A 26619-nucleotide genomic window follows, 5' to 3' on the forward strand; every position below is an offset into this window, starting at 1 on the left:
CGCCGTCGTCGGGTTATGAGCCATGCGGCGAGCGGGATCGGTTATCGCTGGTTGTCGTGGCTCTTTATACCAGTTGTGCCATGCGTGTGCCAAACCGCCAAAAAGGCGCTCGAAGATTCGGTTAAAATGCTGATTTTTATGGATTTTGCTGTGCGCAGTGGACTTCATTGTAAATGAGCGCCTCCCCTGACCCTCGCCCTGACGCCGGCGGTACGCCGACATCGGCACCCGCGCCCTCGCGCGTCGTGCTGGTGACGGGCGCGGCGCGGCGTATCGGCCGTGCGCTGGCGCTCGGCTTCGCCGCCCAGGGCTGGGATGTCGCCGTCCATTACGGCGCGTCCGCGCAAGAGGCCGAGGCGGTCGTCGCGCAAATCCGGGCGCTGGGCCGGCGCGCGGTCGCGCTGGCGGCGGATCTGGCCGTCGAGCGCGAAGTCGCGGGCCTCGTGGCCGCTTGCACGGCCGCGCTGGGACGGCCCGGCTGCATCGTCAACAATGCCTCGCGCTTCGTCGAAGACACGGCGCGCGATGTGAACTATGAGACGTTGATCGCCCACATGGCCGTCAACGTCGGGGCACCGCTCGTGTTGGCGCGCACGCTGTTCGACGCCACGCCCGAGGCCGCGCGCGAAGATGAAACGCTGCGTGGCGTGGTCATCAACGTGCTCGATCAGAAGCTGTACAACCTGAACCCCGACTATTTGTCGTACACGTTATCGAAGGCAGCGCTGCAAACGGCGACGATCACGCTCGCGCAGGCGTTGGCCCCGAAAGTGCGCGTCGTCGGTATCGCGCCGGGCCTGACGCTGCAATCGGCCGATCAGACGCCGGAGGAGTTTGCGCAAGCGCATCGCGTGACGCCGCTCGGTCGGGCGTCGAAGCCCGAAGACATCGTCGCCGCCGCCTGTTATCTGGCGCAGGCGCACGGCGTGACGGGCACCACTTTGATCGTCGACGGCGGCCAGCACCTCGTGCCGCTGCCGCGCGACGTCATGTTTTTGACGCGGTGACGCGCATCGGCCCCGGCCGCGCCGGGCCCTCGCGCTTCGCGCGCGGATCTTGTTGATTGGAACGAATATGGTTGCCGCTCTCTTGCACCCCCGACTCGCCGATTGTCGCAGGCTGTTCCTGCGCAACTACGAGGTCTACATCAATATTGGCGTGCATGATTTCGAAAAGCGCGGCGAGCAGCGCGTCGTGATCAATGTCGAGCTGTTCGTGCCGCTCGCGCAAACGACGCCCGTCGAAGACAAGCTGCATGAAGTCGTCGATTACGATTTCATGCGCGCCACCATCGCGCGCCGGGTCGGGCAGGGTCACATTCATCTGCAAGAGACGCTGTGCGACGACATCGCGGGGACGATGCTCGCGCATCCGCGCGTGCGGGCCGTGTCCGTATCGACGGAAAAGCCCGACGTGTATCCCGATTGCGACGCCGTCGGCGTCGAGGTATTTCGCATCAAAGAGGAAAGCTGATGAACGCGCCCGAGAGGATCGCGACCGAAGCCGCGGCCGCCGAAACAGACCCAGCCGGGGGTGCGCCGCAAGCCTCTGGCGCGGCGCGCGCCGAAGCGGGCGAACGACAAGCGTTGACGCGCCGCGAGCAAAAGGAAGCGTACGAGAACAACAAGCTGTTCAAGCGGCTTGCGCGGCTCGTCGGCCAGGCGATCGGCGATTTCAACATGATCGAGCACGGCGACAAGGTGATGGTCTGCATGTCGGGCGGCAAAGACAGCTATGCGATGCTCGACATCCTCATGCGGCTGCGAGAGCGCGCGCCGATCGATTTCGACATCGTGGCCGTCAATCTGGATCAGAAGCAGCCCGGCTTTCCCGAGCACGTTTTGCCCGACTACCTCACGAGCGTCGGCGTGCCGTTTCACATCGAAAACCAGGACACGTACAGTATCGTCAAACGTCTCGTGCCCGAAGGCAAGACGACGTGCTCGCTGTGCTCGCGGCTACGGCGCGGCATTCTCTATCGCGTGGCCGGCGAGCTGGGCGCGACGAAGATCGCGCTCGGACACCATCGCGACGACATCCTGCAGACGATGCTGCTCAATCTGTTCTACGGCGGCAAGCTCAAGGGCATGCCGCCGAAGCTGCAGTCCGACGACGGCAAAAATATCGTGATCAGACCCCTTGCCTACGTGAAGGAAGTCGATCTCGAGAAATACGCGCAATTGCGTGCGTTCCCCATCATCCCGTGCAATCTCTGTGGTAGTCAGCCCAACCTCAAACGTGCGGAAATGAAGGCCCTGATTCGCGACTGGGACAAGCGCTTTCCGGGGCGTGTCGAGAACATGTTCAATGCGCTGTCGAACGTCGTCCCGTCACATTTGATGGATGCGGCGTTGTTTCCGTTCGCGGGGTTGCGTGCGACGGGACAGGCCGACCCGCTTGGCGATATCGCCTTCGACGACGAACCGTGCAGCACGAGTTCCGGCACGAGCGGCGCGGGCGACGAAGCGGGCGGCGGGCAGGCGATCTCGTTCGCCCGGTTCGACGATCTCTGACCGGGTCAGCGGGGCCGCCGGTAGGCGGGCGGTCACCTATGGCGCGTGGCGGCGGGGCATAGGTGGGTAGGGCTTTGCAGGGCCTGCCGCATGCTAAAATCGCGCACTTTGTACCTCATTCTTTCGCCGATGCCATGAACATCGTCATTTTGGCTGCAGGCACCGGCAAGCGCATGCGCTCCGCGCTGCCGAAGGTGCTTCATCCGCTGGCTGGCCGGCCGCTTCTCGCTCACGTGATCGAGACGGCGCGCGAGCTCGATCCGGCGCGCATCGTCGTGGTTGTCGGACACGGCGCGCAAGCGGTGCAGCAAGCCGTGGCCGCGCCCGACGTCGCGTTTGCGTTGCAGGCCGAGCAGCTCGGCACGGGACACGCCGTGCAGCAGGCGTTGCCGCTGCTGGACCCCGCGCAACCCACGCTCGTGCTCTACGGCGACGTCCCGCTCACGAGGGCGTCGACGCTCAGGCGTTTGGCCGATGCGGCCGTCGACGGTCGCTACGGCATTCTGACCGTGACGCTCGACGACCCGACCGGCTATGGCCGCATCGTGCGCGACACGGCGGGCTATGTCACGCGCATCGTCGAGCAGAAGGACGCGACGCCCGAACAACTGCGCATTGCCGAAATCAACACCGGTATCGTCGTCACGCCCACGGCGCAGCTTGCCATGTGGCTCGGCGCACTGAAGAACGATAACGCGCAGGGTGAGTATTACCTGACCGACGTCGTCGAACATGCGATCGAAGCGGGTTTCGATGTCGTCACGACGCAGCCCGACGAAGTGTGGGAAACGCTCGGCGTGAACAGCAAGGCGCAGTTGGCCGAGCTCGAACGTATTCATCAACGCAACATCGCCGATACGCTGCTCGCGGGCGGCGTGACGATCATCGACCCGGCGCGCCTCGATGTGCGCGGCGAACTGAGCTGCGGCCGCGATGTGTCGATCGACGTCAATTGCGTGTTCGAAGGCAGCGTGACGCTGGCGGACGGCGTCGCGATCGGGGCGAATTGCGTATTGCGCGACGCGACCATCGGCGCGGGCACGCGTGTCGAACCGTTCACGCACATCGAGGGCGCGCAGGTCGGCGCACGTGTCGTGCTGGGACCGTATGCGCGGTTGCGACCGGGTGCGGTGCTCGGCGACGAAGCGCACGTCGGCAATTTTGTCGAAGTGAAGAATGCGACCCTGGGTCACGGTTCGAAGGCGAACCATCTGACGTACATCGGCGACGCCGACATCGGCGCGCGCGTGAACGTCGGCGCGGGCACGATCACGTGCAATTACGACGGCGCGAACAAGCATCGGACGGTGATCGACGACGACGTCTTCGTCGGCTCCGACACGCAGCTCGTCGCGCCTGTGCATGTGGGCCGCGGCGTCACGATCGCGGCCGGCACGACGGTGTGGAAGGACGTGCCCGAAGGCGCGCTCGTGCTCAACGAAAAAACGCAGGTGGCGCGTGACGGCTACATCCGTCCCGTCAAGAAAAAGAGCTGAGTTGTGCGCGTGGCTTTGACGACGCATGCGCTCACGCACAGACGCGGGCGCGAGGGCGTCGCAAGATCGAAGAATGAAGCATCACTGAAGCACCACTGAAGCACCCATCGCGAAAGGAAGATTCTCATGTGTGGCATCGTTGGCGCCGTCGCGCAGCGTAATATCGTTCCCGTCCTCGTCGAAGGACTGCGCCGCCTCGAATACCGCGGCTACGATTCGTGCGGCGTGGCCGTGTTGACGAACGGGGAGCCGCGTCGTGCGCGCAGCGTCGCGCGCGTGGCCGATCTCGATGCGCAGGTGCGCGAGGGTCATCTCGAAGGCGTCACGGGCATTGCCCACACGCGTTGGGCCACGCATGGTGCGCCTGTCACCGACAACGCGCATCCGATTTTTTCGCGCGATGCGGTGGCGCTCGTGCATAACGGCATCATCGAGAATTTCGAATCGTTGCGCGAGATGCTGCGCGGCAAGGGCTACGTGTTCGTTTCGCAAACGGACACCGAAGTCATCGCCCATTTGATCCACAGCCTCTATCGCGGCAACCTGTACGACGCCGTCTGCGCAGCGGTCAAGCAGTTGCACGGAGCGTATGCGATTGCTGTCGTGCATAAGGATGAGCCCCATACGGTGGTGGGCGCGCGGCAAGGTTCGCCGCTCGTCGTCGGGGTGGGGCAGGGCGAGAACTTCCTGGCTTCCGATGCGCTCGCGCTGGCGGGCAGCACCGAGAAGTTCATGTTTCTCGAAGAAGGCGACGTGTGCGAGCTGACACAAGGCGGCGTGCGCATCACCGACCGCGATGGCCATCCGGCCGAGCGCGAGGTGCGCACGGTGCAGGCTTACGGCGGTGCCGTCGAGCTGGGCCCGTATCGCCACTTCATGCAGAAGGAGATTTTCGAGCAACCGCGCGCGATCTCCGACACGATTCCCGCAAGCGACTCGTTCGAGCCGAAGCTGTTCGGCGAAGCGGCGCCCGCTGCCTTCGACGAAATCGACAGCATCCTGATCCTCGCTTGCGGGACGAGCTACTACTCGGGACTCACGGCGAAGTACTGGCTCGAATCGATCGCAAAGATCTCGACGCAGGTGGAAATCGCGAGCGAGTATCGCTATCGCGAATCGGTGCCGAACCCGAAAGCGCTCGTCGTCGTCATTTCCCAATCGGGCGAGACGGCCGATACGCTGGCCGCGCTCAAGCATGCGCAAGAGCTCGGCCATCGGCATACGCTGGCCGTCTGCAATGTCAGTACGAGCGCGATGGTGCGTTTGACGCAGATGCAGTTCCTGACGCATGCGGGACGCGAAATTGGGGTGGCGTCGACGAAGGCGTTCACAACGCAGCTCGTCGGCTTGTTCACGCTGGCCGTGACGCTTGGCAAGTTGCGTGGGTACGTCGATGCGGCGAAGGAAGCCGACTATGTGAAGCAACTGCGCCACTTGCCGGCCGCGCTCAACAGCGTGCTCGCGCTCGAGCCGCAGATCATTGCGTGGTCGGAGGAGTTCTCGCGCAAGGAAAACGCGCTGTTCCTCGGCCGTGGGCTGCACTATCCGATCGCGCTCGAGGGTGCGCTCAAGCTCAAGGAAATCTCGTACATCCACGCCGAGGCGTATCCGGCCGGTGAGTTGAAGCATGGGCCGCTCGCACTTGTGACGGAGGCGATGCCTGTCGTCACGGTGGCGCCCAACGATGCGCTGCTCGAAAAGCTCAAGTCGAACATGCAGGAAGTGCGCGCACGCGGCGGCCAGCTCTATGTGTTCGCCGACGCCGATACGAAGATCGTCAACGAAGAGGGCATGCATGTGATTCGCATGCCCGAGCATTACGGCATGCTCTCGCCGATCCTGCACGTCGTGCCGCTGCAATTGCTCGCGTATCACACGGCGTGTGCGCGCGGGACCGATGTCGACAAGCCGAGAAACCTGGCGAAATCGGTGACGGTGGAGTGAGAGAACGCGAACGCGTCATCCATGTGCTCCCCGGAAATGAAAGCGTGCCACGGCCACTTTTAGAAGCGTTACATGAAGGGGGTCTTCCTGCCCGCAAACCCTTGTCAGCAGGGCATGGCACGCTTCTCAGACGCACCGCGTATGTTTGAAAAAAGAGGGGGTCATGACCCCCTCCGTTAGCCCCAAAAATTTCCCCAATTTCCCTTCGGCACGCTTCTGTCGCTCAGCAACCAGGTCGTTGTCCGCCGCCTCTTACGAGCAGCCACTCAACGGCCCCCTCCGGGTAGTCCTGCGGCCAATCCCCTGCGAGCACCCGTACCGCTTCGCCCATCTGTTCCCAAATCTCGTCGCCACTGCTTCCAAGCAGGCGCTTTCGCTGTGCATCGAGAATCGTTTGTGCGCAGTTCAGCCTGTCGAGTGCCCGCCGCATTCGTTCGAGCATCTCGTTTCGCAAGCCAAGCTCCCGTGCGACCACCTCGATGTCGGTCGCAACGTCTGATAGCAATAGTTCCAGCAGCGGGCCGAGAGTTGTCGCCCGGAGCGAAGACCGCGCGTAGCATGCGGTGAGGTTTGCAGATGACTTATCCATCGCTCGTGTAGGCCGCGCTGTTCATACGATGCGATGCGTGCTGGGCAAACTAGGCCAATGCCGGGCGTGGACGTTCGCCCGCGCCTTCCGGGGCGAGGGCTGCCGCTCTCCCGCCGCGTGCGCTCGCCCCAGGGAGAAGGCCCCGCGCGTCGTTTCATTTCGTTATGTAAAAAATCCAGAGTTGCACTATACTTGGTATCGTTGCTTCATTTCGATACCATATATTGTGGTGGTGGAGAGTCCGATGGCAAAGAACACGGGCAAGGATTTCCGTATTGGGTCGGTGGACGCGCGCTCGCAGGTCCGCAACCCGAAAACCGGTCAGTGGGTCAAACGCAACGACGACACAGGGCGCTTCATGAGCCAAAAGGCCGATGGTGAGCCGTACAAGGGCGTCGCGAAAGAAAAGGATAGGCGCAAGAGCTAGGGTGCTGGCGACATGTCGATTCTGCATCCTCTGTTTGAACAAGGCCGACTGAACCGCGAGCCCATCACGTCCGTCGGGGGCAGCGCCCACCCCGTGGTCAGGGGGCGCATTCATCTCCCCGTCCGCGCAAGTGGCGTCGATGGATACGTGAAACTGCTGCCACGCCGGGCATTCTGCGTCGAGTCCGTCTGCGCATGGCTCGCGCAGCAGGTGCATTTGCCCATGCCTGAGGTGTTCTGGGTCGTGGTTCACCGCAACCGCATGCGCGGTCTCTGGCCGTTCGGCGATGATGAAGTCCAGTGGTGTTTTGGTACGGCCGCCCTCCCGTTTGCACAGGCCGTCCAGCTCGACAGCCAGAGCCCGGCTGCGCTCAGTTCAATGTACGGCCTGGATTCGCTGATGCTCGCGAAAATTGCCCTATTCGATGAACTGATAGGCAACGACGACCGGCACGACGGCAACCTGCTCCTAACGGCCCGCAAAACCATCGCGCTGATTGACCACGAGCGAGCCCTCGGGGGCGCCGGGCTGGAGCTGTTTTCCTCATTCCCGCCGCCCGGGCCAAACCGCATGCTCGAAAGGGTACGTGTCCTCCCCCTGACCGACCGGGCGGCGCTGAAGGAGCCGCTGCGCAATTTCTGCGCCGCTTGCACTGCTGCCGTATTGCGTCTACCGTACGGGCAACTGGTGAGCGACGATGCCCTGCACGAACCGATGCGCCGATACCTCGAACAACGCGCGAACCGGCTTCTCGATACGCTGGACCACGTGCTCGGCATCCCTGACCTGCCAGGCGTGAACCCGCCCGGTCTTCAACCTCCTGCTCTGTAACCCGGTATGCAGCCCGACTTCTTCCTGTCCGAGACTTCCGCATGCATCGCCTCGGCACGCCTTGTCAGGCTCAACCTTGACGCGACGGGCGAGTCGATTGCCATTGCAGTGGTTGGCCGCTTTGAATCTGGCAAACCATTTGCGCGCGCCGTCACCTCGCGAATCCTGAAATGCCTTCCCCAGGAATTGGGCTACGCCTGCCACTCGTTCGGCACCCTTCTCGTCGCCGACTATCTTTCCACGCACGAAATAGGGAACTGGCATCCCCCGCTGTCCGGTGTCGAAGTTGGCCCGGCATTCGTCGTCGAGGCGGACGATGAGGACGGTGTCATCATGACTGCGCTGGAACGCTGCGCACTATTTCACCCATCCACGGCGCACGATGTGGCCGCCACAGTCGAGGAATCAATCCCGCGCCCTGCCGAAGAAAACCGTTTCGTGCATGCGGTGAGAGTCGAAGTGGTCCATCGCAAGCCGTCGCTCGAGTCAGGTTTCAATCGGCCCTTTAGTCTGACCGGTGCCAGTAGCGGATTCGCCGTCGACTACATTGGCCACTCCTACGCCACGTGCTACGCCGCCATCAACCCGAAGGGACGCAGTCAGGTTCGCCTGCGTACTGCATCAGCCGCGTTGTGGCGCCTTGCGAGAGCCAGGGACGCATTCGGTTTTGCGACGCCAGAGTGCATCGAGCTCACCGCGTGGGTGCCGGCTCGTGGTCTGCCAATCTATCGGGAAAGCGAGTACGCTGCGCTGGATGATGCTATCGGCGAGCTGCGCGAACAGGCCCAGCGGGAAAAGCTCAACGTCTTCACCGCGCATGATATTCAGTCGGCCAGCAATCGCCTCATTACAGAAGAGGTCGCAGCTCTGAATTAGGTGCGAGGTTGAGACATAGAATACGGACGACGTGTGCTGCCATTCGCGGCCGCCTTGACCTGCTACCTCCATCGGCTCGAGCGCCGACGTCTCTGCGCGATAGACTCAAGGCTGCGTGAACTCTGTGAGTCCCGTGACACTCGGGCATCGCTCGCCTCGGAGCGACAAGAAATCACAAGGCAACCGCAGTCGAGCCTTCAGGACTAGTGCCGGCAGCCGTTAACCCAGCCATGGGATATGCAAGGCTGACGAGAGTTCACTCATGAACAATGCCACCGCACCAGCCGCAGACGCTGCAAACTCTGTCGAACATGAATTGCTCCAGGCAGGCGTGCCTGCCAGAGTGCGTGCATCCCGAAAGCTATCGGACGGAATCGACTGCATCGTGAACCGGATTTCCGGCGAGTGGCTGTTGAGCAAGCGCGGGTTATCGAATGGAGGTAGCGTCATCGTTCTGCGCGCGCTCTTCGTGTCACTCCTAGTTCTCTTCATTGTTGAGCCTGCCAGTCTCGCTCTCAAGGACGTCCTCGACCCTGCGAGAGCGTGGACCTTCGATGGCCGTCGACTGGCGCATTGTCTGGTCACTCACCTGACCACAACAGCGGTCGTTTTTGGCTCAGTCTATACAGCTCTTTATGCCCGATTCGCCGCCCAGTGGCGATACCTCGCGGACGTTTACAACAAAATCAAAGAAGCGGAGGTAAAGTATTCCACGCAAGACAATGCGGCCGACCGCCTAGCGGAATGGAAAGCCGGATTCGCAGAGGACGCGGAGGAACTGCACCTCGCGACAAAAAAGATTTTCGCCCAAGTCATCAGGACATGGCTCGCTGACGAAAAGGTAAAGGCGGCGTTCATCAGATATACGACCGGGGGAGAAGAAAGGTACCGGAATCTGATGAGCAGCGTGCTTTGGGCAGTCAGAGCAGACGACAACGTCAAGTAATGATATCGCCGGCGACGGGGCGTAGCTTCCACCCAACTGAACCTCTCATCGCGGTTATCGGCAGCGCGGAAGGTTGTCGTTCCGTTTGCAGGGTTTGTCCATGGTTCGCGTTGCAGATGCGATTGATGTCGGCCCGCTGCCCGAGAACGTTGTTTGTTCTTGCGACCAATGGCGGTTGCAAGCCGGCCATCGTGCGGTCTGGCCATCGCGTCCAAGGTGTCGGGCCGTCACGCAGTCCGCCGTCATCCTTATGGAAAAAGCATATAGCCGGGTTTCGAGTATCGCTGTCCCTTCGTCAGCTCCGTAGTATCGAGCCCGTAAGTGCGAAGAATCCAGCGTGATTCGCCGCCCGCTTCTCCCCCGACATCACCGCGCCCATGCAAGGCCAATCGATTGTTCACCAGCAGGATGTCGCCGGGTTCGACGACGACTGATGTGCAGTGCTGGAGGCAGGCTGCCGCGAACGCAGCGTTAGCCTCGGCGGCTGCAGGCTTCTCATCTTCGTCGACGCGTATGCTGCTGTGGCTGTAGCGGACCCAGGTCTCACCGCCGACATCAAGCAAGATTTCTCCTCCGTCGATGCCATGCTCGCTACCAAGGATGAGATTCATCCCCGGGATGAAAGTCTTTTGGGACCGGATGTCGAACTGCTGCTTCTTCAGTTCATCGACATGCTCGGCGGAAAGGGCCGCCAGGACATCGCTCATCGGCACGACTGTCGTGCGAACACCATCTGGATTACGCAAGCCCGAAAGGCACACGAAGTCGGGTGATGGCGCAATGTCCGAATTGCACGCATCCAACTGCCCCCGGAACGGGAAAGTCACAGCGTCGGTATGCCCTCGCATCGCACCCTTCGACTTGTCCGCAATACGCCCCTCACCGGCAATAACAACGAGGTTCACAAACAGCGCACCATCATTTTCAGAGCCGTACGACACAGTCTCCATACCCAGTGCGCCCATGGCAACAACGGCTGAAACTCGGGCGACGAGGGTACCCTCCGCATCTGGAACAGGCAGGAAGCCCTGCGGCGTCTCCGGCAATTGTCCCGGAGTAAAGACCTGGGGCAGCATCACAAATGGCGCAACCCAAAGACTGGCCGACAAGGCTTCGAAGCTTTGTCCTGTGCTTTCCTGGTAAGCGTCCCGTACAGCAATGGACGACTCGGCGACCAGTTTCGCAGGTTCGTGCAATGCATCTCGCATTTGCTCAAGAGATTGGTGGCTGTGCCGCCACGTCTGCACTGCTGCTTGAACAGCGGCTGCGAATTCAACGGAAATCAGATGAGCCCCCGAGCATTGATATATAGTTGATACATGGCTATACTGCCGACACCCCCTCGACTCGAACAGCTCCATCATGTCATCCGCGATTCTTGCCCAAGCAGAAGTCGAGCGTGCCGCCCGGATGGTTAAAGAATTCGCGGTGTTGGTTGGGTCCATATCTAAGGCTTTCGAGTTTACTGCAACTGTTCGAAGCAATGGTGTTACTTGCTCGGTCATACTGCCTGGTCACAAGAGGCTACACAGAGACGCGCGCAATGCCGAGGAGGCCGCTCGGAGTTTGCTTGCAGTGCTTACTGAAGAGGTTTTGGGGGCTCGAGAGGCCGACAATTGGGTTTCCGAATACGCGCTTGTTCTCGAACGGAACTGCACCCAAAACGTGGAGGGCGATATGCAAACTAACGCTGGTGAAATCACGCCATCAAGGACGAAAGAACGTCAGGAAACGATTGGTGTTAGTACAGCTACCTCTCTGCATGCTGCAATCAACGCACTCGCACAGAGGCGAGGAATGTCTGCCGCCGCGGTAGCACGAGATATGGCCGCGAAAGGCTTCGAGACCTTCGAAACGCGCACATTTACGGAGAGTCCGCGTCGTTTGTTAGCGAGCTTCGAATCGAAACTCGCGACATACAACGAGGGCGAAAATATGCAGTGGATGGTGCGCCTGGACCGAAGGCTAGCCACTCGCATTAAACTCTCCGCCAAAGAGTACGGCAAGTCGGCATCGCAGATGGTCGCGATGTGCATGACTGACGCGTTAGTCGAGGAGTCCGAGATTACAGCAGGCGCGGCCGTGCCAACCGAACTCGAATCGGCAAAGGCAATCGTTGCGAAATACAGCGGGCCGGGCGCTCGCAAGCTTGCGGAAGAAATTGGTCTTGGAAGGCGCGGCCCCCTTCTGACCGGCGTTCTATCAGGAAAGACGGCCGCACCTCGAGCTTTGCTTCGAGCGTTATCTTTGAAGCTCAAAGTGCCGATGTCGCTCCTCCAGCAAGTCTTTAGTGAGGCCTTCCTTAGTTCTCCTGTGCCTGCATTCAAAGCTGAAGATGGAAAGCCCGAAGTGAGGATAACGCGACAAACTTGGGAAGAAGCGGTGAAGTCGCTGAGCCTATCCGATGAAGAGACTTCGGCGCTCCTCGAGTTCGCAGACTAAGCAATTCAATGAACCCTTTTGACCGAGCTCGCGCCGAGGCGCAGGTACTGCGACAACAACTCTTAGTGCATTGCAGCGCTTCGATACCGACGAGCCGCGAGCTTTTGTCATTTGTGGAAGACGAGCTGGAACTCGCGCTCGAGCCTGTGCCAGCTGGCTATCCAACGCTTGGAGGTGGCGCCGCCGTTCTTGACCGGCCAGAGCGGTGCATCTATTTCCGAGACGATGTCATCGAGGCTGATTTCGCTTATCTTGTTGCACATGAACTCGGTCATTGGGTGCTCGATGCTGAAAAGCCGACGACAACCATCGCTCATCTCAAGTCGATGGCTGCCGGTCCGGAAACTCCGGCGGTGGCCAAGGTGGAAGCATATGGCGCGCGCGAACGTCAGGAATTGCAGGCAAACGTCTTCGCTCGCGAGTTGCTGCTTCCTCGGGACGTAGCGGGCTCCATCTGGCGAGCAGGCGAAGGCCCTTATCAGATTGCCGACAAATATATTCTTCCCCTCGAAGTTGTTCGACAGCAGTTGCTCGATGGAATTCTGCTGCCGTCGTATGCGCCACCTCCTGCAAAACCGCTGCCTGCGCCGAGTGCGGACCAACTGAAGGCCGCAACAGCGAAAGAACGATTTGTCAACGTTGTTGCGGGGCCCGGAACGGGCAAAACGACAACCCTCGTTCACCGCGTTAAGTACCTTATCGATGAGCTTGGCGTTGAGCCGAGTCGCATTCTGGTCCTGACCTTTACCAACAAGGCGGCCTTCGAGCTGGTTGAGCGGCTGCGCAATGCTGGTATTTCGCGAGCATCCGAACTTTGGGCAGGCACTTTCCACGCGTTCGGGCTGGAATTCCTACGCAAATTTCACCAGCATTTTGAGCTCGATGCCGACGTACTCGTCGCAGACAGATTGCAGGAGCTATCCCTGCTCGTAAAAAACCTGCCCCGGGTTGAGTTGAAGCACTACTTGCGCGTGGAGGACCCCTACGAGTGGCTCAGTACCGTTGTCGTATGCATTCAACGCCTGAAGGAAGAACTCGTCAGCGCGGACGAATATCGCTCGCGGCTTGCAACGCTGGAGTCAGCCGACGAAGCCATCCAGCTCGAGCGCGAAGACATCGCGACACTGTATGACCTCCACGAGACCGTGCTGCGTGAGTCGCGAATGGTCGATTTTGTTGACCTTGTAGCGAAGCCTGCCATCAAAATCCGCGACGCAAGAAAGACAGTATCCGAGCTGGCAGACCACTTCGAGCATATCCTCGTCGACGAATATCAAGACGTCACTGAGGCGATGGTGACATTGGTTCGGCAACTTTGTGCAAATGCCAAATCGCTTTGGGTTGTCGGGGACGTTCGGCAAGCCATCCACCACTGGCGAGGCGCATCGGTAAAGAGCTTGCTTCGATTTGAGCACTTTTTTCAAACTGCCGGCGACTCGTTGTCTGTCAAAAAGTACTCGCTTGATGAAAACCGCAGAAGCTCGTCGGAAATTCTGGACCTTTTCAGTGTCGCCGGTCGCATCCACGAACTCGAGTCTCGCCTGCCTCTGGATGCAATGCACGCCGTCAATGGCAAGGCCGGAGAACTGCCTGAACTCATTTCGTGCGCCACGCGCGCAGACCTTCCCGCGGCGGTGATTGCCGAAATTGGTGAGCGGCGAAAGTCCGGTATCAACTTTCGACAGCAAGCCATACTCTGCCGACGAACTGCTGACGTCGAGTTTCTGGCAACAAAGATGCGTGAAGCCGGGCTACCCGTTCTTTACATTGGTGAGTTGGCACAACGACCCGAGGTAAAGCTGTTGCTTTGCCTCATGCAACTCCTATGCGAGCGCGCACCTCGAGCTTTGGTCGGGCTAACGTCAGTCAAAGGCATCGCGATGCCGCTGACCGATATCAACATCTTACTGTCACGGTCAGAGGGCCAATTGCCGTGGCAGCGCGGACGCTGGCTTGGTGCGGTCATAGACGGCATGTCTGCGAATGGCGCGCTGGCGAGTGCGCAGCTCAAGACTCTACTTTCGGGCTTCTCCCGCCACACAAATCCGTGGAATTTTGTATGTGACGTGCTTCTGGACCGCCGGTTCGCGCTGCCTCCGGAAGCCGACACATCCCTTGACGCGCAGACGGCGCGGCTGGCGCTGTGGCAGTTTGCATATTCGGTTCGAAATGGCGACGGCGACATGCGCCAAGCAACGTTGTCCAGATACTTGTTACGACAACAGTTGAGGCAGCGCATTGGTGATACCTATCGGGACAGGGACTTACCACCCGAGGCGAGCGCCATGGACGCCGTACGTGTTATGACCGTGCATGCAAGCAAAGGCCTCGAATTCGAAGCCGTCCACGTAGGCTATATCGACACAGATTCCTATGGCGCAGAGGAGCCATGGAACTCTGGGGACTCAATACTCGACTTGGTACCACCAGCGGTTTTGGGTAGTGACGACGACGAGCACCGTTTTGAAACGGCTGTCGAGCGCAACAACCTTTTTTATGTTGCACTTTCTCGCGCCAAGCAACGTCTGCAACTCTATGAGAACGTCGAGTTTGCGAAGGACGGCCTCAAGCAGCTTACCGCTGACCCGTCCAAGTATGTGAGTAGGAGCTTCACAAACCCGTCCACGACCGCATCGACAGGCAAATCAACGGCTGCTCATACGCCTACCAAGGTTACCGTCCGATTCGATGAGTTTGAATCGTATATCCGTTGCCCGCTACAGCACCACTATCGCTACCGGTTGGGGCTGTCGCATGAACAGGACATAGATGCGTCGCTACGAGCAAGATGGGTCGTTATGGAGACGCTCGAAGAGTATGCAAGAAACGGGACGCCGCCCAAACCGGTTTTCGCTGCTGCGTGGGAGAAGTATCGTCTTGCCCCAGAGTCAGCCGACCCGCAGCTTACGCGGGATGCCAAGACTGTCTGCCGGCGTGGGTTAACGGTAGTCAAGCAACTCGCTGGTTCGTTCTCGGATGGGCTTGTCGCCACGCTGAATGACGTCGACGTCGAACTGCCGTGGTTCATCGAGACCGGTCAAGGCGCTTCGACAAAGCTTCATCTCATGCGCTTCTCGCTCATGGGCGCCTCGTCAACCGCCGCACACTTGCGGCCACTCTTACGCGGCATTCCGGGGCTGCGCGCAATGCCCGCAGTCATACACACCCTTGTCGTTGAAAAGGAGGTCGACGCACCAATTAGCAAGCGACCGGAAGCCACCTCCGCTTTCAAGGCTGCAGGAAAGATGTCCTCGGGCTTCGTCGAGGCTAACCCAGGTCGGGCATGTGACCGATGCGGATATCTCACTATCTGCCCATCGGTGCCCACTTGAGCGGCTGTGTCTCGCTTCCGGTTTGGTGAGCCCGAGACCGGTGAATCGTAAAATCGAACAGAGTGACGACGGGAGGGCAATTCAACGCCAAGTTGATGCGGCGACACGCCGGTTTCGGCGGCTCCTGCGTGACTCGCAAGATGTGGGATTCATTGCGGCCCCCAAAAGGCAGGCGGTGTTCGTTGCGACGCACGAGATATTGCCGCCTACGTGGAAGAGGAGCCCGGCATCCCTCTCGCGCTCCTCATCGCTAGTTGACTTCCTAGTAGTACTTCCTCTCCGAAAGAGCTTCGGAATCCCATTTGCCGTGAAGGATGGCTTTATAGAGCATTCCGACCGTCATCGTTTCCCTCTTTAGCGAATGAGGTCTTCTCAGTATGAATTTTTGAAAGAAGTGCGAGATAAAACCTTCGCCCTCCATGAAGAAGTACCGACGAAAGTCGTAGTCGCCTCGGTCCACTTTGAAAGTGTCGAAGTACTTCTCCATGAACTCATCGGCGTCATCTCCATGTTGTCCTAGCGAGTAGACGACATCCATCTCATCGGTAATGGGCTTCTTGGGGGATATGCAAGCTTCTTCCCGGATAAACGCCACCAAATCATTCCGAGTGTATTGTTGCATTAGAACACCCTGTCTTCAGGTCGAGCAATGCGGTTGTACTTGAGCACGGTTTGGTAACCAATCGTCGCAACATCCCTCGCCATCAGGACCCAGCCGACACCGGGCAAGGTTCTCCCAATGAATACGCTCAGCTTATGCGTTAAGACCCATCTGAAGGCCTTCATGCTCTCGATGGTGAAGGTGGGCAACACACGCTTTCTGAATTTGTACTTGAACAGCGAGCGGGCCATCACGGATGCGACCGAAGTTCCCGGCGTCGCACCTGCCGGCTTCCCGCGCGTCGGCAGAAAGTTGAATCCACAAAAGATGAGGATTAGATATTCTACGTCGTCAATCCCGAGTTGCTCGCTCGTTTCTTGCATCGCGACAAACAAGAACAGTTCGGGCGGTGTCAGGTCGTTGTGCCCATTATATTGATATACGTTACTCATTTCGGCCCTCTCAGTCGATTATTAGTTTTCACTGCGTGAAGTCGGGCTATGCTATCACAGCCGCATGAACTATCGGCTCATTGCCAGGGCCTTGGTTATCGCCTCAAAGAGTACGAAGCAGCTTACTTCGCGGCTTCGGCAGCCGTGTTCGTCGCGTAGTCCTCCGGCGAATGCCGGCTTGACGCTCGGCTGACGTGTAGCGGAGTCCAAGCCCTCGTGGCATAGTGCGTCCAATTAATTTTTACGGGAGCAACCCATGCCCACCCTGGAAGCAATCGAGACAAAGATTCGCCGCCTGCAAGAACAAGCTGAAGCGATGAGAGCCAAGAAGGCATCGGCTACGCTCGACCGCATCGTTGCGCTCATGAAGGAGAGCGGTGTTACGGTGGCCGACATCGAGGCTCACATTGGTGGCAAGAAGCGCGGAGTAAAAGCCGGTAAGAAGACAGCTGCCGGCGCAGCGACCGTTGCCGCCAAGTACATGGACCCAAAGACTGGCGCGACATGGTCGGGACGCGGTCGCGCGCCGGCGTGGATTTCGAGCGCCAAAAATCGCGACCGGTTCCTAGTTGATGGCAATGGCACGACGGCGTCGGTGGCGACTGGAAGCAAAGCAAATCGACCCGGCAACTATCGGCGCGGCCCGCAGCCGGCGAAGTATCGTGACCCGGAAAGTGGCGCCACGTGGTCGGGACGCGGACCGGCGCCCGCCTGGCTGGCGAATGCAAAGGACCGCACGAAATTCCTAATCGAAGCTGGGGCGTGAGAATCTCGAGCAGAAATTTCTCGTCAGATATGCTACTCCGCAAGACACCACAGACGGACTTGGTCGTCCTATTGGACTCGTATCCGAGGCCGGCCTCCGGTGCAACGGACCCATTCATCGTCGCCAACGAACGCCAGGTTGCATTGGCATATCGAATCGCTCCAATCGACTTCGAGCGATTCGGACCCTTCGGAGACGACGACGAACCGTTCTGCTTGCTGCTGTTCCCTTGGGCGGCTTTCCATCGGCTGGGACCACCCAACGACGAGGGCTTAGGTGCTCATCCACTGGCGGCCGCGGGTCTGAAGTGGTACTCGGTACACGAGATAGTGAATTCGTCGTTCGTCGCCTTCCAGTGGAAGGTGGTGTCACCGCATCATGCGCGGCGACATTTCGTTATTACCCTTCAGGACAGCACGTTCGAATGCGTTGCGACGGCCTGCGTTCTGGGCGGGGTGTACGGTTCGGATGACATCGCCCGCAGGGAGGCGTCTACTCGGTTCCATTAGAGGCGACAGAGTGCTCGACGGCCGCACGGGTGTGGTACAACACGACGAAGGGTCTCTAGAAATCACCGTGCGTATTTAGGTCAATGGCACTTTGAGATTCTTGTCGGACAGAACAATCACGAAGAGACATATTTCTCTATTTGTTATCCGCAACGGTGCCGGTCTCCGCAATCTGCAGCAGCGCCGTCTTCTGGTCAGCGTACCATCTTACGAGACACTCGCGGTCGTGGCAGGTTTGCTCACGGTAGTTCCACTCCGCACGGGTGCGCTCCCGAAAGGCAACCTCGTCGTGAGCGGCCGCTTTCGCCTTGGCGTAGAGTGAGGCCAGTTCGACATCATCCGCCGCAAGTTCATGGTCGCTGCAGATGAGGTGCTCAGCGTCGGACCGCGCCTTACTGCAATCAAAGCTGGTGTGCAGAGTTGCAGCGGACGCCGGCTCTGCGGTCGCAGCAACAACTGGAGCAGTCTGTGCTTCATTTGCCTTCAACCAATCTGCGAGCGGTGTCGCGTTAAACGGAAGGCCCTTCGACGTAACGTACTTAGCGCGGGATTTTCCGGCGGCGGCATCAACCGTCTCCCTGAACACAATGTCGCCCTTTCCCGTAGCCTCGCTGATTGCGAATGCAGCGTTATCCGACGCACACGCATGCGCCTTGCAGCCTTCGCCGACGATGTAACCGTCTTTAACGTAAATTCCAGCGGAATTGCTAACCGTGAGGCGGTTCACGAACTTGTTCCAGTCCGCACGCGACATATGATTGAATGCGGTACGAAAGCGCTTGTCTGTAACCACGTCAACGGGATGCCTTCCAACGAGCCAGCGGAAGTCGGAGTGTCGTGAGCCGAGTTGGTCATCGGGAGCTGCGCCGGCCGCTGAGGCGACGGGGATATCGGTGCCCGACGACACCGCAGCCGGCCGATTGTCGTCTTGTGTCCGATGGTAGCCGGCGAACAGTGCGACGACGATGGTCAGAACTGCGAAGAGGGCAGCTTTCTCTCGCACGAGGCTGTCGGATTCATTGGGAGTTGGACGCGGCGAAATCTCCGCCTCCAGCAACAAATCGAAGCGTGCGTTGGCTGCGCCGAGCGCTTCCACTGCGGCTGCTTTTTTCTTGTTGAATGACGTAAGACGGAAGAAGCCGTAAGTGAATGCCGTAACGAAGAAGACCAGGCCAATTGGAACGTTGTTCAGGAATATGAAGAACGAGCCCAGCAGGCTGGCGAGGAACGGCGCAACAAAATTCGGCGCCTTGGGCCACGAAGCAATGGTACTTACAAGGGAGACCGCTTCGTTGGCAAGTCGACCGCGCTCCCCGAGGTTGGCTGAACACTTGCGTTCGATTTCGTAGACGGCCAGCATTGCCTTCTCTTTCTCTGCCAGCGATATCGAACCGATGTCGACTGCAAGCTTAATGGCCCTCGTGGTCGCTTCGAACTCTCGGCCCAGGGTTTCGAGGAATTCCTGATGCTCGTCGAGCGTTACCGCCTCAGACAACTCGTCGCGCCGGACGTACACCCCGTGCGAAAGGAAGTATCGCAAAAGTGCATCGGTGGTACGTGTCTGCACCTGGGCAACGAAGTCGCGCGCAGCCTGCTCTCTTTTCGAGAGCCGCTCAGTGCTCGCGGAATCGATTTGGCTGCTACCTGCGACAACGGACCGAACCGGATTCGCTGTGCGCCGTATGTTATGGGTGAACCGCAATCCGGTTCCCGGAATGCTTGCAGTGACATGGCCGCGCGTGTTGTATGTGAACCCTTTTCCGCCAATTGACGTGCTGATGCCGCTCTTGCTGACGTTGAGGTGAATGCCCGGTGCTATCTTTATCCTCTTCCTAAACCCCCACCCCATTTGCCACCCCCGCTCTCATTTGACTCGTCATTTTCGTCGTAGCGCGCAGTCGGACGAACCCCGTGCTGTGCCGTTCAAGCATCTGTTCAGGTCGCTGGACTCAAATACCAGCCCCGACCGCTCGCATTGTTCCTTCGTAATTCAGTTCCTCAAACGGACTGAGCCGTCCTCGATAACCACAGCCGTCTGAACTCGTCCGTGCGTCAACGCCCGCGAAATCCGCGCCCCAGCCTCGGCAGTCGTCCGGGCGACACCCAGCAGCCGGCAGACCGCCTTAGCAAGTCCATCTTGCGATGTGGCTCCTTGCTGCGATAGGATGTACACGGCCGCATTGCCCAATTCTTCGAGGCTAATCTCGTCTATACCGCGACGGGTTTCCGCGTCGCTGCCTGGCACTCGAACACCATCCCAAGTGCTCGGATTGGCGTGCTCTGGCCAGTAGAAGGCGACACCGTTGTCCGTTGTTCGAGTTACCTGCCTGGGTACCAATGCGCTTAGGTGAGCCTCAATGCGGTTTCCAACGCGGGACAGCCCCCATGCTCGCGTAACGCGCTTGAATGCCACCGCCTGCGAGACCGGACCTTCTGTTTCGACGACCTGGAGTAGCTGGCTCGCCAAAGTCGACATCGAGCCGCGCTCATAGAAGAGGTCCGGATTGCCTTTGTCCAACCTCGTCAGTTCGTATTCGGGCAACTGAGTGATAGGTGCAATCGCCTCGGCAACCGATTCGGCTCGAGCATACAAAGCATGCGGCTCTGCCTCATGCGCCGTCTCTTCTGACAGTTCAACCACCGGTTCATCCTCGGTTGGCACTGTCGCTACCAACTCCTCCAGTCGGGCCACGAGCTTTCGCAGTGGCTCTTCCGGATTCAGCCACCAGTCGGTGGACCAGATGCGGTACAGCTCCCAGCCCAACCCTTCAAGGACATGCTGGCGGAGCCGGTCACGGTCGCGCGCCGTCGCGCCGGAGTGATACATGGCGCCGTCGCACTCAACGCCCAGCAGATAGCGGCCTGGCGCACGCGGGTCGACCACGCCAATATCAATCCGGTATCCGGACACGCCGACCTGCGGGTGGACCGTCCAACCTTTCTCACGAAGGGCGGAAATCACCTGCCGCTCGAACGGGCTATCGGGCTCTCGCCCAGTCGGCATGCTTTGCTCAACCAAGGCACGTGGACCGCGAATGGCGAATTCCATGTAGTTCTTCAGGTCTCGTACGCCGGCGGCCCGAACACGCGACAGGTCAATCTGCTCCGGAAGCAGCGTACTAAAAATCACGACGCCGACCCGGGCGCGCGATACAGCGACGTTCAGGCGACGATGGCCCCCTTCCAAGTTCAGCGGCCCAAAGTTGAGGCTGACCTTGCCCGATGCGTCTGGGCCATAGGTGATGGAGAAGAATATGATGTCGCGCTCGTCGCCCTGAACGTTCTCGAGGTTCTTGATGAACAGCGGCTCCTGTGCAGCCTGCGCAATAGCCTGGTCGAGTTGCTGGGATGCCCTGCGGCGCTCGTCCAGCATGCGCTCAATTAGACTTTGCTGCGCTTGGTTGAAGGTCACTACGCCGAGCGTCAGGTGCCGCTTCGCCGAATCCAGATAGTGCCGCTCAATCGCCTTGACGATGGCATCAGCTTCCGCCCGATTGGTTCGCGAGCCGCCGCGGTCGTACACACCCTGTACGCGCTCAAAGCGCACACTTTGGTCATCGGTCACCGGCGACGGGAACGTCACCAGTTCGTTGTCGTAGTACGTGACATTGCTGAAGGTAATCAGCCCTTCATGCTTGCTCCGGTAGTGCCAGTTGAGCCGTAGCTCGGGCAGGCCGATACTGAGGCACTCGTCCAAGATGCTCTCCAGGTCTTGTACATCATCGCTATCCGCCACGTCATCCGAGTCATCGGACCGAGAGAAGAAGCTGGTCGGAGGTAGCTGCTTCGGGTCGCCGACGCAGACGAGCTGTTTGCCACGAGCAATAGCGCCGACGGCGTCCCACACGGGAATCTGCGAAGCCTCATCGAATATGACGACGTCGAATTGCGCATGCGACGCGTCCAGATACTGGGCAACCGATAAAGGTGACATCAGCAGGCACGGCTTCAGGCGAGTCATCAGGCTCGGGAGGCTTTGCACCAGTTGCCGAATCGGCATGTGCTTGCGCTGTTTTTGCAATTCGCGCCTCAGCTTCCCTAGTTCGGAATCGGCACCCGGCACGAGCTCGACGCTCGCAGGAATCTGGCCCGCGAGTTTGGCTGCAATGTATTGCTGGGTCAGCTTCTGGAAGCGCTCGTCGGCCGCTTTGAACTCGGCAATCTTGCGGTCATGCTCCGCACTCGAGAAGTTGCAGAGCACCGGCTCGCGGTCAATCGCTTTCCGCAGCCACCAACTCTGGTAACTGTATTCAAAAAATGTCGCCACACCGGACAACGGTGCCTGGCCGGCCTCCAATGCATTCACAATACCCTGCAGCCCGTTGCTGATTGCGTTCGCACGCGATTTGCGCCACAGGCACCACGGCTGCAGTTGTCGGGAAGCTGATTGCCAGCCTTGAAGCAAACTCAGCAGCCGGGGGACCGCGCCCGCCGCGGTCGGGTCAAGCCCGAGGTCAATCGGACAATGGCCAAGTTCGATGACCTTGCGGAGCTGAGCCACGACGTCTCGATAGCAATCGCGGTACGACATCAAACTGGAGCCGAGAGGCATGCCTGCTTTCAGCATGCTCCGGTTGTCGGATACAAATGACTGGAGCTTTGAACGGAGCGTCTGGGCCAATTCGATGTCGTTTCCCGCGATTGCCGTTACTGCATCCGCAAATGACGACGCCCATCGTTCGGCCGACTCGACGGCGCTCCAGTCCGTCTTCGACGCAACGAACGCTTCATGCAGCAGTTGCGACGCATCATGAGACATGGACTCGATGACCTTGTCCTCCGTATTGATGGCTGTCAATGCGGCGACGACACCAGGAACATCCCCGTTTTGCGGACGACGCTGGTCTTGCCGATACAAGCGCAGTCGACCGGTGACCGCGCGCTGCGCAAAGAGACTCTTCGGCCACCAAGTACTCGTTGCTGCAGCCCACTTCAGCTTGAGTTCGGTCGCATTCAGGGTGGCGACGTCATCTACGTAGTGTTTGCTCAGCGGCTCCCATGCTTGGTTGCGCGCAAGACCATGCTGACGAAGGGCGGCGAGCCGGTTGCGGGCAGACTCGTCATGCGCCACACGGACCACCCCGACGGGAACCGTGGGTGCCGCGGAGAGCACGTCGGCCAACATATCGAATTTGCCCAGCCCGTCCAGAGAGAAAGCAATCTTCGGAATGCCCAATTGACTCAGCAAGTTCGAAGCGGCGTCATCGAGCTTCTTACTGTGAGATTCAAGCACCGAAGCCGCATCGAGAAACTCTTGCTGCCAAGACGGCATCCATTCGGTTTTGTTGACGACTGCAAGGGGATGGTTTTGCAAACCAGTCAACTGGCCGGCCAGAGCGCCCATCTGGCGACACGTCTCACGCAGCGCTTCTAGCTGGGCGCGGTCATGCGCATCCGCATCGGCCCACGGCATCGCAGCAGGCCGCATATCCGCGTATTGCAGGCTGATTCCAATGGCATCGTAAATGGTCAGGTCGTTGGGATGAATACGATGGAGCGCACGCGCGACCCCATTGAGGTCCGTCCGGAGCGTCAGGAGTCTTTCGGACTCTCGCTCCCAGTCCTTTACAGTCCTGGCACCAGCGGAATCCAGCGCAATGCCTAGCTGTTTCAGGACGTCCGCTTTCTTTGCCTTGGACGAATGCAACTCCAGGCAAAATGGCCCAAGGCCAAGGCTGCTAAGTCGACGATGTACGACCTCCAGTGCAGCCATCTTCTCCGAGACGAACAGCACCGTCTTTCCCGTGGCCAACAGATGGGCAATTAGGTTCGAGATGGTCTGGCTCTTACCTGTACCGGGCGGCCCTTCAGCGACAAGATTCTTGCCTTCGGCGGCGACGCAGACAGCACGCAATTGTGAAGAGTCCGACAGCAACGGCGTAAACAAGTCCTGAGGTCGGAACTTCTCATCCAGAGTATGGGGCTCGAAGCCCGTTGCACTGTCGGCAAACGCCCTGCCGGGATTGTTAATCAAATGTGCGACTACGCTGCTTTCTTGAAGCTGTTTATGCCGGTCTTGCAGGTCCTTCCACATGAGGTACTTCGTGAACGAGAAGATGCCCAGATGGACCTGCTCCTTGACCTCCCAGCCCTTCAGTTCACCCACATGCAGACGGAACGTCTGCAAGATTCGGTCGACGTCGATGCCACGGTCATCCGTCGGTAAGACGTCGAACGACGGCAGCTTTAGGCTAAAATCCTGCTGCAATTTTTGTAGCAACGTCGGATTCACGAGCGCGTCGTCATCGTGACGGGCCAGACGGAAGCCACTCCTTACAGACTGGCGGGACAACGTGACCGGGATGAGCAAGATTGGAGCAAGATGGCTGAATTCGGCGTCCTTGCTTTCTTGCCACTCCAGCATTCCGAACGCTAGAAACAGCGTGTTCGCGCCGCCTTCCTCCATTCCCGTAGTGGCCGCGCGAAATATCTCAAGAAGTCGGCCTTCCAGCGCTTCCTCGTCGATGTCGGTGACTATTTCATTTCGACCGAGAGCGTCAGTCGCCAGGTCATCCAATGCCACCGTACCATTGCGGCCAGCGTACACGTCTGCATCGCGACTATCAGAACCGGACATCAACTTTGGCTTCGCACGAACGCGGAATTCGTTTCCCTCTGCTAGTCGGTCCTCCAACGCCCCCGGGTCGGGGCAGACGACCCTCAGCGTGGACTTGGTCGGCTTGAAATTCAGGAGTTTGTTTCGGAGCGTCAGGTCGAGTAACTTGCTCTTCCATTTCGCCAGGCGACCTTCAGGTGTATCGGGTGTCGAGTCTTCGCGCAGCGGAATGACAACCGGGTCGAGCGGTGGCAATTGCGGGACGTCTTCGATGACGGGTGTTTCAGCCTTGGCAATAGGCACGGTTGCTTCGTCGGCCTGCGATGAACGGGAGGGCAGGGGACGAATCTGGACTTCTCGCGCGCGCCGAATATCTACGGCATAGGCAAACTGGTCTTCGTCGTTTAGGTGTTCGTCGCCGCGAGTGCAGGCCCAGCGGAGAGACGGCCTCTGCCCACTTGTGACGCCCGTCGTCTCGAAGACCATGAATTCGCCAGATTTCACGCGCTTACGAATCGCCTGAACATCGTCCACGAGCGCGGTCGAGAAGGTGGCCTCTATCAACCAAACACCCACCCACGCATGGCCTTCTTTGAACAGCACTACCGGATGCAGTCCGGCTTGTTCCAAGCAAGACGCGAACAGCATGGCAAGGTCAAGACAGGTCGCGAGCTTGCCATCCAGAATGCGTTCGGGCGTCCGGATTTTCTGGCCGTCGTTTCCGAACGATGCGGGCGGGTTGGAGTACTGGATGTCCTCGGCAACGAGGGTGCTGTAAATTGCCGAAACCTGCTTCCAGACTTTCTCGCGATTCTTGGACTGGTACCCGTCCATTGACAGGTCGGACGACGTCTGGCGCAGAAGCCCGGATGCGCGCGCGAGAAGCTTGTCTACGACCCGCGAGTTGGGCATGCAAAACGCCGCTAGCAGCTCGGGCAACGACCGCGCGCCGGCCCACTGGTCGTAGGCGAGCACATCAATGTTGCGTGTTGCCGTTACGAGTTCCGTTTCTTGAACACGCAACGATGCAGTGATGACGGCCCTCTCACTCTCATCGAGCTGACTGAAATACTGGTGGTCGGGACGCAGGTCGACAGGTGCGAGGCGCCGGCTTTCGCCGGGCGCCAATGCTTCGAAACGAAATCGTGCGCTCTCGGCGAACGCCGGCACACATTTGACGACCAGTTCGACATTGACAAGTGGAGCGTCCCCATCGTTCATGACCAGAATTTCACGGACGACCGGAACGTTATTTTGTATCGCCGCGTACCCTATCGTAAGGTCCGCGAAAACCTGAACGCTCGGTAGATTGACGTCTATATTGGTCGTCGAGTCTTCAGCGTCTTCTGCCTGCACGTGTGACATCACCCCGTTCCCCACTATTCTTACCGCCCGCAGCCGAATCGCCGTCGTTGTTGAAGACGTCGTTCGAGTCGAGCCGTCATATCAATTGCTCTGTTGCCTGCTCTCCCTTGCGGGGAGTGCGGCGGCGAATTGCCAATGCAAATCGCATGAAATCGCGCTATTTGGGTCCCCGGTGCACCTGGAATATACGCCTTTTTTCGGCCATTTTAGGGAATCGGCCGAAGGTCAACCACGTAGTTGAATTGAGACTTGCCCGACACCTGCGGCGCTAGAGTTGTCGGCTATGCCTGCGGGCCGTCTCGGGGGTTACTGAGACCCTTGGACTGGGAGAAACCAGGAACGCGAGCAAAGGGTAGTGGCCTGTATGTATATACAGTACCATTTGTCCTATGCGCGCCATGAGCTGCCGGGCTTACGAAGACGATGGTCACTGGTCTCCCGATAGACCGACGACTGCTTTTTCCGTATCCTTGCTCATGGTGGATGGTTTGCTTTTTTGCTGGTTTCCGACTTCGACAATCAGATTCTCAGCTGAAACCTCCACCGCCTTCAACTTCGCCTCAACTCCCCCGCACACCAGATTCGACTTTAGCTCGGAGGTGTAAAGCCGCTCATGCGGCGCGCGCAGTTGCTCGCCTGTGTTCGTGACCGGCAACCAGCATGGGAGACGGATGGGCTGGATTCCACGCCAGTCGAATTAACCCAGTTGCACACACTCTTTCACCGTTGTCGATTTGGTGGTCGCTTTCCCTCCGAGAGGAATGCTAGTCCAAGATGCTTTAAATGCGGCAGCACTGAGAGGAAACTGGGGGCTCTCCGACCACTTGGCTACTGCCGGCCGCTCTTACAGCTAAACAATGTGTCTTTGAAATCGGCAGCAGCCCATGACGACGAGATGCCCGCCGCGCCCACGGCAATTCCGACTAGCAAGTGTCCCAGGCAGAAGCCGTGTTAACTGGTGGGGTGGTCGGCAT

The 26619-nt window shown here is 59.3% G+C and carries 17 protein-coding genes; 12 read left to right on the plus strand and 5 right to left on the minus strand.

Going from position 1 to position 26619, the window contains the following annotated elements:
• Window positions 1-173: 173 nt before the first annotated feature.
• The 9 genes from C0Z19_RS10095 (at window position 174) to C0Z19_RS10145 (ending at window position 9622) form a co-directional block, all read left to right on the plus strand.
• Entirely contained in the window at window positions 174-1007 is an 834-nt protein-coding gene (locus C0Z19_RS10095; protein ID WP_102609686.1) for an SDR family oxidoreductase, read from the plus strand.
• Window positions 1008-1074: 67 nt separating this feature from the next.
• Window positions 1075-1473, plus strand: coding sequence for a dihydroneopterin aldolase (locus C0Z19_RS10100; protein WP_102609687.1), 399 nt, complete (start codon window positions 1075-1077; stop codon window positions 1471-1473).
• Window positions 1473-2513, plus strand: coding sequence for a tRNA 2-thiocytidine(32) synthetase TtcA (gene ttcA, locus C0Z19_RS10105; RefSeq protein WP_102609688.1), 1041 nt, complete (start codon window positions 1473-1475; stop codon window positions 2511-2513). The genes C0Z19_RS10100 and ttcA overlap by 1 nt, the downstream gene beginning before the upstream one ends.
• Window positions 2514-2647: 134 nt before the next feature.
• Window positions 2648-4009 carry a bifunctional UDP-N-acetylglucosamine diphosphorylase/glucosamine-1-phosphate N-acetyltransferase GlmU gene (gene glmU / locus C0Z19_RS10110; protein WP_102609689.1) on the plus strand — a complete coding sequence of 454 codons (1362 nt, stop codon included), beginning with the start codon at window positions 2648-2650 and terminating at the stop codon, window positions 4007-4009.
• A 126-nt stretch (window positions 4010-4135) separates the two neighbouring features.
• A complete protein-coding gene (gene glmS / locus C0Z19_RS10120) occupies window positions 4136-5953 on the plus strand; it encodes a glutamine--fructose-6-phosphate transaminase (isomerizing) (protein WP_102609691.1) in 1818 nt (605 codons plus the stop codon).
• An 833-nt stretch (window positions 5954-6786) separates the two neighbouring features.
• On the plus strand, window positions 6787-6969 hold the full coding sequence (locus tag C0Z19_RS10130; RefSeq protein WP_102609693.1) for a hypothetical protein: 183 nt from the start codon (window positions 6787-6789) through the stop codon (window positions 6967-6969).
• 12 nt (window positions 6970-6981) lie between these two features.
• Window positions 6982-7800, plus strand: coding sequence for a HipA family kinase (locus C0Z19_RS10135; protein WP_102609694.1), 819 nt, complete (start codon window positions 6982-6984; stop codon window positions 7798-7800).
• A gap of 6 nt (window positions 7801-7806) precedes the next feature.
• Entirely contained in the window at window positions 7807-8676 is an 870-nt protein-coding gene (locus C0Z19_RS10140) for a hypothetical protein (RefSeq protein WP_102609695.1), read from the plus strand.
• A 262-nt stretch (window positions 8677-8938) separates the two neighbouring features.
• Window positions 8939-9622 carry a hypothetical protein gene (locus C0Z19_RS10145; protein ID WP_102609696.1) on the plus strand — a complete coding sequence of 228 codons (684 nt, stop codon included), beginning with the start codon at window positions 8939-8941 and terminating at the stop codon, window positions 9620-9622.
• Window positions 9623-9870: 248 nt separating this feature from the next.
• Here the strand turns inward: C0Z19_RS10145 and C0Z19_RS10150 are convergent, their stop codons facing one another.
• The gene (locus C0Z19_RS10150; RefSeq protein WP_158242964.1) at window positions 9871-10986 is read right to left on the minus strand and encodes a TauD/TfdA family dioxygenase; all 1116 of its coding nucleotides are present in this window, start codon (window positions 10984-10986) and stop codon (window positions 9871-9873) included.
• On the opposite strand from C0Z19_RS10150, the gene C0Z19_RS10155 reads away from it, so the two are divergent.
• Complete coding sequence (locus C0Z19_RS10155; protein WP_158242965.1) at window positions 10985-12064, plus strand: hypothetical protein; 1080 nt, start codon at window positions 10985-10987, stop codon at window positions 12062-12064. The two genes, C0Z19_RS10150 and C0Z19_RS10155, sit on opposite strands and share 2 nt — an antisense overlap.
• An 8-nt stretch (window positions 12065-12072) precedes the next feature.
• Entirely contained in the window at window positions 12073-15396 is a 3324-nt protein-coding gene (locus tag C0Z19_RS10160; protein WP_102609699.1) for an ATP-dependent helicase, read from the plus strand.
• A gap of 262 nt (window positions 15397-15658) precedes the next feature.
• Here the strand turns inward: C0Z19_RS10160 and C0Z19_RS10165 are convergent, their stop codons facing one another.
• Window positions 15659-16018, minus strand: coding sequence for a DUF1493 family protein (locus C0Z19_RS10165; RefSeq protein ID WP_102609700.1), 360 nt, complete (start codon window positions 16016-16018; stop codon window positions 15659-15661).
• Window positions 16018-16449: an STM2901 family protein gene (locus C0Z19_RS10170; RefSeq protein WP_102609701.1), complete on the minus strand. Its 432-nt coding sequence runs from the start codon at window positions 16447-16449 to the stop codon at window positions 16018-16020. Before C0Z19_RS10170 ends, C0Z19_RS10165 begins: the two co-directional genes overlap by 1 nt.
• A gap of 256 nt (window positions 16450-16705) precedes the next feature.
• Here C0Z19_RS10170 and C0Z19_RS28915 point away from each other — a divergent pair, with 256 nt between their 5' ends.
• Window positions 16706-17215 (plus strand): H-NS family nucleoid-associated regulatory protein, encoded by a 510-nt coding sequence (locus C0Z19_RS28915; protein WP_102609702.1) that lies wholly within the window; start codon window positions 16706-16708, stop codon window positions 17213-17215.
• A gap of 645 nt (window positions 17216-17860) precedes the next feature.
• Here C0Z19_RS28915 and C0Z19_RS10185 read toward each other — a convergent pair.
• Both C0Z19_RS10185 and proA read right to left on the minus strand, forming a co-directional pair.
• Window positions 17861-19573 carry an Ivy family c-type lysozyme inhibitor gene (locus tag C0Z19_RS10185; protein WP_102609703.1) on the minus strand — a complete coding sequence of 571 codons (1713 nt, stop codon included), beginning with the start codon at window positions 19571-19573 and terminating at the stop codon, window positions 17861-17863.
• Window positions 19574-19714: 141 nt separating this feature from the next.
• Window positions 19715-25645: an anti-phage protein ProA gene (gene proA, locus C0Z19_RS10190; RefSeq protein ID WP_102609704.1), complete on the minus strand. Its 5931-nt coding sequence runs from the start codon at window positions 25643-25645 to the stop codon at window positions 19715-19717.
• Between the last annotated feature and the right edge of the window lie 974 nt (window positions 25646-26619).

It is taken from the genome of Trinickia soli (assembly GCF_002879855.1).
Classification (GTDB): domain Bacteria; phylum Pseudomonadota; class Gammaproteobacteria; order Burkholderiales; family Burkholderiaceae; genus Trinickia; species Trinickia soli.